Origin of the sequence: Kitasatospora sp. NPDC057198 (genome assembly GCF_042670125.1) — a bacterium.
GTDB lineage: Bacteria > Actinomycetota > Actinomycetes > Streptomycetales > Streptomycetaceae > Kitasatospora.
Map to the genome: position 1 here is coordinate 2,155 of NZ_JBHUWH010000044.1, position 9,793 is coordinate 11,947.

The window sequence follows — 9,793 nt, forward strand, 5'->3', positions numbered from 1 at the left end:
CCGGGGTGAAGTGCACCGACCAGCTCGACTACGCGGGTGACAGCCGTTCCAACGCCGAGATCAACTCGATCGGTGACAGCACCGGCACCTGCCCGGCCCCGCAGGGCGGCAGCGGTGGCGGTGCGGCCCCCGGTACCCCGAAGAAGTCCGGGGTGAAGTGCACCGACCAGCTCGACTACGCGGGTGACAGCCGTTCCAACGCCGAGATCAACTCGATCGGTGACAGCACCGGCACCTGCCCGCCGGTCGAGCGCTGATCCCGCGGCGGCTCATTCGGCGGCCAGGTGGTCGACCGACCCGACCTTGATGCCGGCCTGGCTGTGCCGGCGGGCGGGGGCCCGGCCGGGCGGCTGGGTGGGGCGCTCCCCGGGGTCGGGGACCTTCGCGGTGGGGCGGCTGACGGGCTTGCCGGCCTCGATCCGCAGCTGCTCGTCGTCGTGCAGGACGGGCAGCACGCTGCCGCGCCGCAGCGTGTACGTGGTGGTGGCGTGGGTGATGTCGACCCGCAGCAGGTGTTCGCGGACGTTCATCGAGAAGCGCAGCCGTTGCAGCCCGGCGGGCAGCCGGGGCCGGAAGGACAGCTGCTCGGTGTGGTCGCGCAGGCCGCCGAAGCCGGCCACCAGGGCGATGCAGGCGCCCGCCAGCGAGGCCATGTGCAGGCCGTCGCGGGTGTTGCCGCCGAGGTCGTGCAGGTCCATCAGGGCCGCTTCCGCGGTGTAGTCGTAGGCCAGGTCGAGCTGGCCGACCTCGGCGGCGATGACGGCCTGGGTGCAGGCGGACAGCGAGGAGTCGCGAACGGTGAGGCGCTCGTAGTAGGCGAAGTTGCGGGCCTTCTGCTCGGCCGTGAACACGTCGCCGCGGACCTGCATGGCGAGCACCAGGTCGGCCTGCTTGACCACCTGCTTGCGGTACAGGTCGAAGTACGGGTAGTGCAGCAGCAGCGGGTACTTCTCCGGCGGGGTGGTGTCGAAGTCCCACATCTGGTGGTCGGTGAACCCGTCGGCCTGCGGGTGCACGCCGATCTGCTCGTCGTACGGGATGAACATCTTGTCGGCGGCGTCGCGCCAGGCCGCGGCCTCCTCGGTGTCCACCCCGAGCAGGCCCGACTCGTGCCGGTACTTCAGCGCGGTGTTCGCCGCGTTCCACAGGTTGGCCTGCGCCATCACGTTGGTGAACACGTTGTTGTCGGCGACCGCCGAGTACTCGTCGGGCCCGGTGACGCCCTCGATCCGGAAGTTGCCCTTGGCGTCGTGGTGGCCCAGCGAGCGCCACATCCGGGCGGTCTCCACCAGCAGTTCCAGGCCGTGGGTGCGCTCGAACTCGGTGTCCCCGGTGGCCCGGACGTAGCGCACCGCGGCCGCCGCGATGTCCGCGCCGATGTGGAACGCGGCGGTGCCGGCCGGCCAGTAGCCGGAGCACTCCTCGCCGCGGATCGTCCGCCACGGGAACACCGCGCCGGCCAGGCCGAGTTGGGCCGCCCGCTCGCGGGCCATCGGCAGCGTGGTGTGCCGCCAGCGCAGCGCCTGCTTGACCGCGTCCGGCAGGCAGTAGGTGAGCACCGGCAGCACGAAGGTCTCGGTGTCCCAGAACGAGTGCCCGTCGTAGCCGGGCCCGGTCAGGCCCTTCGCCGGGATGGCCCGCTCCTCGCTGCGGGCGCCCGCCTGCAGCACGTGGAACAGCGCGAACCGGACGGCCTGCTGGAGTTCGACGTCGCCCTCCAGCTCGATGTCGTTGTCGCCCCAGAACCGGCCCAGGAACTCCTTCTGCTCGGCCACCAGCCCGTCCCAGCCGGTGTACCGGGCGGCGGTCAGCGCCGCCTCCACCTGGTCCCGGACGGCGGGCAGCGAGCGGGTCGCCGACCAGCCGTACGCCAGGTACTTGACCAGCCGCAGCTTCTGCCCGGCGTCCAGCACCGTGGTGGCGGTGATCCGGGCCTGGTCCTCGGAGGACTCCGCGGTGGTGTCGATCCGCTCCGGCCCGTCGATCACGTGGTCCATCGCGGCGGCCACCCGCAGCCCGGAGAACCGGGTGCGGTGCACCAGCACGCCCTTGGTGCCGGCCGCGTGCTGGAGCTCGGCGGCCAGCGGGGCCTCCAGCACCGCAGCCGCCCGCGGGTCGCCGTCGCCCGCGCCGCCCGGCAGCTGCTCGTTGGCGACCAGCTCGGACTGCAGCACGATCCGCACCGGCCCGTCCACGGCCTCCACCGTGTAGTCGACCGCGCAGACCGCCCGCTGGGTCAGCGACACCAGCCGGGACGAGGTCACCCGCACCGTCCGCCCGGCCGGCGAGGTCCACTCCGCCTCCCGGCGCAGGATGCCGTCCCGGAAGTCCAACGTCCGCCGGTGGCTGCGCAGTTCGCCGTAGCGCAGGTCGAACGGCTCGTCGTCGACCAGCAGCCGGATCAACTTGCCGTTGGTGACGTTGATGACGCTCTGCCCGGACTCCGGGAAGCCGTAGCCGCTCTCCGCGTACGGCAGCGGCCGCAGCTCGAACACGCCGTTCAGGTAGGTGCCGGGCAGGCCGTGCGGCTCGCCCTCGTCCAGGTTGCCGCGCAGCCCGATGTGGCCGTTGGACAGCGCGAACACCGACTCGGCGCGGGCCTGTCCGGGCAGGTCCAGGCCGTGCTCGGTGATCCCCCACGGGTCGACGGTGAACGCCTCGGACGGGCTCATCCGCGCTCCTCCAGCAGCTGGGACAGGTCGTCGACGACCACGGTCGCGCCGTGCTCGCGCAGCGCCGCCGCCTGACCGGTGCGGTTCACGCCCACCACCGCGCCGAAACCGCCGGCCCGCCCGGCCGCGACGCCCGCCAGCGCGTCCTCGAACACCGCGGCGTGCTCCGGGGCCACCCCGAGCCGCTGCGCGGCCGCCAGGAAGGTGTCCGGCGCGGGCTTGCCCGCCAGGTGGTCGCGGGCCAGGGTGAGCCCGTCCACCACCACCTCGAACAGGTCGTCGATCCCGGCCGCCGCCAGCACGTCCCGGCAGTTCGCGCTGGACGAGACCACCGCGCGCGGCAGCCCCAGCTCGCGCAGCCGGTGCAGGTACGCCACCGAGCCCTCGTACGGCTGCACGCCCTGCTCGCGGATCAGCCGCAGCACGGTCTCGTTCTTCGCGCTCGACAGGCCGTTGACGGTACGGGTGCCCGGCGGGTCCTGCGGGGTGCCCTCGGGCAGTTCGATGCCGCGCGAGGCGAGGAACTGCCGGGTGCCGTCCAGCCGGGGCCGGCCGTCCACGTACCGGTCGTAGTCGCCGACCGGGTCGAACGGGGTGAAACCGCCGCCGGTGCGGGCCGCCTCCGCGCGCAGGAAGGCGTCGAACATGTCCTTCCAGGCGGCGGCGTGCACCTTCGCGGTCTGGGTCAGCACCCCGTCCAGGTCGAACAGGAAAGCGGTGATGCGGTCCGGAAGTCCCAACATGCTGCCAGTCTCACCCGTCCGCGCCGCTCCATGCCGGTCATCGTCCGGACCGGCGCGTCGTACCCCGCCGCGCGCCCTCACTCCGCCTCCGCGTGCACCCCCGGGTGCGGGTGGCGGCCCGGCACGAACAGCGGCTGCGGGCGGCCGCTCTGCGCGTAGTCCTTCAACCGGACCAGCAGCTCCGCCCAGCGGCCCGCCGCCACCGGCACCGACGGGCCCGCGTCCGCGGCCCAGCCCAGGTGGCGCAGCAGCAGCGTCGACTGCCGCGCGCCGTCCGGATGGTCGAAGAAGTCCCAGGTCACCGTCGTCCCCTGCCAGGCCGGCGGGAACACCCCCACGCTGCGCCAGGCCACCCGCTCCAGGTCCGCGCGCTCCCGGCGCAGGCGCAGCGGCCGCGGCGCGTCCTCCACCGTGAACAGCAGGTCCTCGCCGTCCCGGTCCAGCTCGGTGGTCCACCAGGACGCCAGCCCCTCGCGGCTGTCCAGCGCCGCCAGCAACCGCTCCCGGGGCGCTGCGACGTCGACCTGCAGGGCGATCTCGGGCATCGCACTCACCTCAACCACCACGATCCCGCCCGGCCGGGCGCCGGGCAACCGCGGTCGGGCCGCGGTCGGGCCGGGGACGGGCCCCGGCCGGGCCCTGGTCGGGCCGCGGCCGGCTCGCGGTCAGGTCGTGAGTTCCAGGGTCTGGTGGACCGTCGTCGGGTCGTCCAGCAGCCGCAGCAGGGTGTGCGCGACCTCGTCCCGGGAGACCTCGCCGAAGCGGTTGGGCGGCGGCGCGAGGTGCGCGTGCCGCTCGGTGGGCTCGTCGGTCAGGGCGCCCGGACGCAGGACCGTCCACTCCAGCGGACGCTCCTTCACCGCCTCCTCCGCGGCCCGCTTCGCCTTCAGGTACACCTCGAAGTCCGGCGGGACCTCCGGGTCGCCGATCCGCTCCAGCCCCATCGAGGACACCAGCAGGTACCGCCGCACCCCCGCCCGCTGCGCCGCGTCCGCCAGCAGCACCGCCCCCGCCCGGTCCACCGTCTCCTTCCGCGCCGCCCCGCTGCCCGGCCCGGCCCCGGCCGCGAACACCGCCGCGTCCGCCCCCGCGAGGTGCTCCGCCAGCTCCTCCACCGACACCGACTCCAGGTCGCACACCACCGGCCGCGCCCCCACCGCGTGCAGGTCCCCCGCCTGGGCCGGATTCCGGATCAGCCCGGCGACGGCGTCGCCCCGGGCGGAGAGCAGCTTCGAGAGCCGCAACGCGATCTTGCCGTGTCCACCTGCGATCACCACGTCCATGGAACGCGACGCTACCCGCGGGGCCGGGGCCCGGCACGCCGGCGTCCGGCGGTGCGGGCAGGGGCGGCGCGGGCCGGGGCGGCGCGGGCAGGGGCGGGCAGGGGCGGGCAGGGGCGCGGGGGACCGCGCCCCTGCCGGGGCGGCCGCTCAGCGCTTGGGCGCGGGTGTCAGCCGGCTGGTGACGCCCACCCGGTTGAGGGCGTTGATCATGGAGATCAGCGCGATCAGGTGGGCGAGCTCGGTCTCCGAGAAGTGCTTCGCAGCCTCGTCGAACACCGCGTCCGGGACGTGCGTCTCGGCGACCAGGGTGACCGACTCGGTCAGGGCCAGCGCGGCGCGCTCGCGGGCGGTGAAGTAGGGGGTCTCCCGCCAGGCGGCGAGGGTGTCGAGGCGGTGCTCCCGCTCGCCCTTCGCACGGGCGTCGCTCGCGTGCTTGTCCAGGCAGAACGCGCAGCCGTTGATCTGCGAGGCGCGCAGGTTGACCAGTTCGGTGACCACCGGGTCGGCGAGGCCGGCGATCGCGGCGCGGGAGGCTTCCAGCAGCGGACGGTAGAACTCGGGGGCGCGGTCGCGCAGCGAGATGCGGAGGGCGGGGGCGGGAACGGTGGAGTCGTCGGTCATACGGCCCACCGTAGGCGCGCGGTGGACCGGTGGTGTGGTTCATTCGGGGGATGGATTCCTGGGCCACTTTCGGCGGCGACCTGCACCTCGACCTGGACGCCGGACGCTCCCGCGGCCTGGGCCTGCGCGCCGCCCTGGAGGACGCGCTGCGCACCGCCGTCCGGGACGGCCGCCTCGCCGCCGGGACGCGGCTGCCGTCCTCCCGGGCGCTCGCCGTCGACCTGGGCATCGCCCGCAACACCATCGCCGAGGCGTACACCCAGCTCGCCGCCGAGGGCTGGCTGGCCTCCCGGCAGGGCTCCGGCACGGTGGTCGCCGAGCGCGGCCCGCAGCCGGCCCCGGCCGCACCGCCGCCCGGCCTGCCGACCCCGTCGGCGCCCGTGCACAACCTGCGCCCCGGCTCGCCCGACCTGAGCCGCTTCCCGCGCACCGCCTGGCTGGCCGCGGCCCGCCGGGCGCTGACCGCCGCCCCCAACGAGGCGTTCGGGTACGGCGATCCGCGCGGCCGGATCGAACTGCGCCGCGCCCTGGCCGGCTACCTGGCCCGGGCCCGCGGCGTGCGCACCGACCCCGAGCGGCTGCTGATCTGCACCGGCTACCTCCAGGGCCTCGGCCTGCTCTGCGCCGCGCTGCGCGAACACGGCCTGGGCGCCGTCGCGGTGGAGGAGTACGGGCTGCCGCCGCAGCACGCGGTGATCACCGCCCGCGGCCTCGCACCGCGCCCGCTGCCACTGGACGAGGGCGGCGCCCGGACGGACGAACTGGCCCGCACCGGCGCCGGGTTGGCGGTGCTCACCCCGGCCCACCAGTTCCCGACCGGTGTCCCGCTGCGGGCCGCCCGGCGGGCCGCCGCGGTCGACTGGGCCCGGCAGACCGGCGGCTACCTGCTGGAGGACGACTACGACGGCGAGTTCCGCTACGACCGGCACGCCATCGGCGCCATGCAGGCCCTCGACCCCGAACGGGTGGTGTACGCGGGCACCGCCTCGAAGTCGCTCGCCCCCGGCCTGCGGCTGGCCTGGCTGGCGCTGCCCGCCGCGCTGGTCGAACCGGTGGCCCGGCACAAGCGGCGGACCGACGCGCACAGCGGCTCGCTGGAACAGCTCACCCTGGCCGAACTGATCGACTCCGGCGGCTACGACCGGCACGTCCGGCGCAGCCGGCACCTGCTGCGCCGCCGCCGCGACCGGCTGGTCGAGGTGCTGGCCGCCCGCGCCCCGGCGGTGCGGGTCACCGGCCTGAACGCGGGCCTGCACGCCGTCCTGGAACTGCCCGCGGACGGCCCCGGCGAGGACGAACTGCTGCACCGCGCCCGCCGCGCGGGCCTCGCCCTGAACACCCTCGGCTGGCACCTGGCCCCCGGCGCGAGCCCCGCGCCCGGACAGCCCCCCGGGCTGGTGATCGGCTACGGGACGCCGCCCGAGCACGCCTTCGAAGCCGCGCTCGACGCGCTGTGCGGGCTGCTCGCTCAGCCCTTGTGACTGCCCACGTAGAACAGCAGGAACAGGAAGGCCACGAACACGTGGCCCGAGACGATGTAGATCCACACCCGGATCCACACCCGGTTCGAGGCGCGGTAGCCCGCGTCGATGGTCTCCGCGTACTTCGGGACGGCCGGGGCGGCCGGGGCGCTCGGGGCGGCCGGGACGGGGGCGGGCTTTCCGGTGTCGGTCATGGCGCGGTCTCCTGACGTGGAGGGTGTTGGGGCTACAGGCGCGGGGCGTCGCCCAGGCACAGGTCGCCGCCGGGGCTCTGCAACAGCGTGTGGACGAAGATCAGGTCGAGGCCGGCGGCGGAGTCCGCGGCGATCACGTGCGGCGTCATCGAGTCGAAGTGCGCCGAGTCGCCCTCGTCCAGGAAGTGCGTCCGGTCGCCCAGCACCAGCTTCATCCGGCCCCTGGTGACCAGCAGCAGCTCCTCGCCCGGGTGCACCCGCACCACCGCGTCCTGCGTGCTCGGCGGCACGTGCACCCGCAGCGCCTGCATCGCCCGGCCCGGCGCACCGGCCCGCTGGTAGCCCCAGCCGCCGGCCCGTCCGGGCTCGACCCGCCCGCCCCGGACCACCGGATCCGGCTCGCCCGGCTGCTCACCGAGCAACCCGGCCACGCTCGTCCCGTACGCCCGAGCCAGACCCAGCAGCACCGGCAACGAGGGCTGCCGCCGCCCGGTCTCCAGGCGCGACAAGTAAGCTGGCGAGAGGCCCACCCGGGCCGCCGCGACCTCCAGCGTCAAGCGGCTGGAAGCCCGCTGCTCCCGCAGCCGCGCGCCGAGGCCCGCGACCTCCTGGTCCTCGTCGAGGGGGCTGTCCGTCATGGAACCAGTGGACACCCTCCCTGCCCAAGAGGCAACAAACTTGCCCCACAGGCAAACCCGCCCGCCTTCCCCCCGAAGGGCCCGCCCGCCCAGGACTCCCCTCCGGCCTGGCAGGGTTCCCGCGCTGCGCGGCTTGCTGCCCGCCCGGCCAGGACTCTTCTCCGGCTCGCGGGGCTTGCCACCTGCCTGGCGAGGGCTCTTCGTCGGCCTGGCAGGGTTCCCGCGCTGCGCGGCTTGCTGCCCGCCCGGCCAGGGCTTTCCTCCAGTCCGCGGCCCGCTGCCCGCCCGGCCAGGGCGCTTGCTCTTCCTTTCCCTCCCCGGAAGGGCTCGTGGCCCGCCCGGCCAGGGCCCTCTCCGGCTCGGCAGGGTTCCCCCGTTGTGTGGTCTGCCGGACGCCCGCCTCGCCCGGAGGGGGACTCAGGGGCGGGGGATGTTGCGCAGGTTGGAGCGGGCCAGGTCGAGCATCTTGCCGACGCCGCCGGTCAGGACGGTGCGGCCGGCGGCCAGGGCGAAGCCCTTGAGTTGGGCGGCGGTGATGTGCGGGGGGATGGAGAGGGCGTTGGGGTCGGTGACCACGTCGACCAGCGCGGGGCCGGGGCGGTCCAGGGCGTCGGTCAGCACCTCGTGGACCTTCGCGGGGTCGGTGACCCGCTTCGCGGGGATGCCGCAGGCGCGGGCGATCGCCGCGTAGTCGACGTCGCCGTTGTCGATCTCGGCCTCGGGGTAGCCGGAGACCAGCATCTCCAGCTTGATCATGCCGAGTGCCCCGTTGTTGAACACCACGGTCTTCACCGGCAGCCGGTACTTCGCGACGGTGAGCAGTTCGCCGAGCAGCATGCCGATCCCGCCGTCGCCCGACATCGACACCACCTGCCGCCCGGGGAAGGCGAGTTGGGCGCCGATCGCGTGCGGCAGGGCGTTGGCCATCGAGCCGTGCAGGAAGGAGCCGATCACCCGGCGGCGCCCGTTGGGGGTGAGGTAGCGGGCGGCCCAGACGTTGCACATGCCGGTGTCGACGGTGAAGACGGCGTCCTCGGCGGCGATCTCGTCCAGCACCGAGGCGACGTACTCGGGGTGGATCGGCCGGTGCTTCTCGATGTCCTTGGTGTACGCGCCGACCACCGTCTCCAGGGCCTTGCAGTGCCGGTCCAGCATGGCGTCCAGGAACCGGCGGTCGCTCTTGCGCTCCAGCAGCGGCAGCACGGCCCGCAGGGTGGCGGCGACGTCGCCGTGCACGGCGAGTTCCAGCGGGGTGCGCCGGCCGAGCCGGGTCGCGTCGTGGTCGACCTGGACGGTGCGGGCCTGCGGGAGGAAGGAGTCGTACGGGAAGTCGGTGCCCAGCAGCAGGACCAACTCGGCCTCGTGCAGGGCTTCGTGGCACGCGCCGTAGCCGAGCAGGCCGCTCATCCCGACGTCGTACGGGTTGTCGTACTGCACCCATTCCTTGCCGCGCAGCGAGTGCCCGACCGGGGCCTTCAGCGTGTCGGCGAGGTGCATCAGCTCCTCGTGCGCGCCGCGGGCGCCCGCGCCGGCGAAGACCGTCACGGTGGCGGCCGAGTTGAGCGCCTCGGCGAGGGCCTGCACCTGGGACCAGGGCGGGGCGGCCACCGCCTGCTCGGTGAGGAAGGTGCTGCGGCCGGTGGGGGCGGGGGCGGTGAGCGCGGCGACGTCGCCGGGGAAGACCAGCACCGAGACGCCGGGGGAGCCGAGGGCGTGCTGGATGCCGACCCGCAGCAGCCGGGGCAGCTGGGCCGGGTTGGAGAGCAGCTCGCACCAGGAGCTGCAGTCGGTGAACACCCGCTCGGGGTGGGTCTCCTGGAAGAAGCCGGTGCCGATCTGCCCGGACGGGATGTGCGAGGCCAGGGCGAGTACGGGCACGCCGCTGCGCTGGGCGTCGTACAGGCCCTGGATCAGGTGGGTGTTGCCGGGGCCGCAGCTGCCCGCGCAGACCGCGAGGCGCCCGGTCAGCTCGGCCTCGGCGGCGGCCGCGAACGCCCCGGCCTCCTCGTTCCTGACGTGCACCCAGGAGATGCCCTCGGCGCGGCGGATCGCGTCGACGACCGGGTTGAGGCTGTCGCCGACCACCCCGTAGACGCGTTCCACCCCGGCCTGCCGGAGCACCTCCACCATCTGGTCGGCCACGCTGCCCACGGGATCACCT

9 protein-coding genes and 1 pseudogene are annotated in these 9,793 nt (G+C 74.6%); 2 read left to right on the plus strand and 8 right to left on the minus strand.

Annotation, left to right across the window (positions count from 1 at the left end; translation table 11 throughout):
* A pseudogene (locus ACFUEL_RS07955) lies at nucleotides 1-257 on the plus strand (hypothetical protein); the annotation flags it as partial.
* 12 nt (nucleotides 258-269) lie between these two features.
* On the opposite strand, the gene ACFUEL_RS07960 reads toward ACFUEL_RS07955, so the two are convergent.
* From ACFUEL_RS07960 to ACFUEL_RS07980, 5 genes are all read right to left on the minus strand, one after another.
* Nucleotides 270-2,672 (minus strand): glycoside hydrolase family 65 protein, encoded by a 2,403-nt coding sequence (locus ACFUEL_RS07960; RefSeq protein WP_380235173.1) that lies wholly within the window; start codon nucleotides 2,670-2,672, stop codon nucleotides 270-272.
* Complete coding sequence (locus ACFUEL_RS07965; RefSeq protein WP_380235174.1) at nucleotides 2,669-3,415, minus strand: HAD family hydrolase; 747 nt, start codon at nucleotides 3,413-3,415, stop codon at nucleotides 2,669-2,671. Before ACFUEL_RS07965 ends, ACFUEL_RS07960 begins: the two co-directional genes overlap by 4 nt.
* 77 nt (nucleotides 3,416-3,492) lie before the next feature.
* Nucleotides 3,493-3,960 carry an SRPBCC domain-containing protein gene (locus ACFUEL_RS07970; protein WP_380235176.1) on the minus strand — a complete coding sequence of 156 codons (468 nt, stop codon included), beginning with the start codon at nucleotides 3,958-3,960 and terminating at the stop codon, nucleotides 3,493-3,495.
* Nucleotides 3,961-4,080: 120 nt separating this feature from the next.
* On the minus strand, nucleotides 4,081-4,698 hold the full coding sequence (locus ACFUEL_RS07975; protein WP_380235177.1) for an NAD(P)H-binding protein: 618 nt from the start codon (nucleotides 4,696-4,698) through the stop codon (nucleotides 4,081-4,083).
* A 147-nt stretch (nucleotides 4,699-4,845) separates the two neighbouring features.
* On the minus strand, nucleotides 4,846-5,319 hold the full coding sequence (locus ACFUEL_RS07980; protein ID WP_380235178.1) for a carboxymuconolactone decarboxylase family protein: 474 nt from the start codon (nucleotides 5,317-5,319) through the stop codon (nucleotides 4,846-4,848).
* Nucleotides 5,320-5,369: 50 nt separating this feature from the next.
* Between ACFUEL_RS07980 and ACFUEL_RS07985 the strand changes: the two genes are divergently transcribed.
* Entirely contained in the window at nucleotides 5,370-6,800 is a 1,431-nt protein-coding gene (locus tag ACFUEL_RS07985; RefSeq protein ID WP_380235179.1) for a PLP-dependent aminotransferase family protein, read from the plus strand.
* Here the strand turns inward: ACFUEL_RS07985 and ACFUEL_RS07990 are convergent.
* The 3 genes from ACFUEL_RS07990 to ACFUEL_RS08000 form a co-directional block, all read right to left on the minus strand.
* A complete protein-coding gene (locus ACFUEL_RS07990) occupies nucleotides 6,788-6,994 on the minus strand; it encodes a DUF6126 family protein (protein ID WP_380235180.1) in 207 nt (68 codons plus the stop codon). The genes ACFUEL_RS07985 and ACFUEL_RS07990 overlap by 13 nt on opposite strands.
* A 32-nt stretch (nucleotides 6,995-7,026) precedes the next feature.
* The gene (locus tag ACFUEL_RS07995; RefSeq protein ID WP_380235181.1) at nucleotides 7,027-7,632 is read right to left on the minus strand and encodes a helix-turn-helix domain-containing protein; all 606 of its coding nucleotides are present in this window, start codon (nucleotides 7,630-7,632) and stop codon (nucleotides 7,027-7,029) included.
* Nucleotides 7,633-8,049: 417 nt separating this feature from the next.
* Nucleotides 8,050-9,783 carry a pyruvate dehydrogenase gene (locus ACFUEL_RS08000; RefSeq protein ID WP_380235182.1) on the minus strand — a complete coding sequence of 578 codons (1,734 nt, stop codon included), beginning with the start codon at nucleotides 9,781-9,783 and terminating at the stop codon, nucleotides 8,050-8,052.
* Nucleotides 9,784-9,793 lie beyond the last annotated feature (10 nt).

What these genes read in the sequence shown, in the direction of transcription:
- ACFUEL_RS07985 (WP_380235179.1), top strand. Translation starts at nt 5,370, where the DNA reads ATGGATTCCTGGGCCACTTTCGGCGGCGACCTGCACCTCGACCTGGAC.
- ACFUEL_RS07965 (WP_380235174.1), bottom strand. Translation starts at nt 3,415, where the DNA reads ATGTTGGGACTTCCGGACCGCATCACCGCTTTCCTGTTCGACCTGGAC.
- ACFUEL_RS07970 (WP_380235176.1), bottom strand. Translation starts at nt 3,960, where the DNA reads ATGCCCGAGATCGCCCTGCAGGTCGACGTCGCAGCGCCCCGGGAGCGG.
- ACFUEL_RS07995 (WP_380235181.1), bottom strand. Translation starts at nt 7,632, where the DNA reads ATGACGGACAGCCCCCTCGACGAGGACCAGGAGGTCGCGGGCCTCGGC.
- ACFUEL_RS07990 (WP_380235180.1), bottom strand. Translation starts at nt 6,994, where the DNA reads ATGACCGACACCGGAAAGCCCGCCCCCGTCCCGGCCGCCCCGAGCGCC.
- ACFUEL_RS07975 (WP_380235177.1), bottom strand. Translation starts at nt 4,698, where the DNA reads ATGGACGTGGTGATCGCAGGTGGACACGGCAAGATCGCGTTGCGGCTC.
- ACFUEL_RS07960 (WP_380235173.1), bottom strand. Translation starts at nt 2,672, where the DNA reads ATGAGCCCGTCCGAGGCGTTCACCGTCGACCCGTGGGGGATCACCGAG.
- ACFUEL_RS07980 (WP_380235178.1), bottom strand. Translation starts at nt 5,319, where the DNA reads ATGACCGACGACTCCACCGTTCCCGCCCCCGCCCTCCGCATCTCGCTG.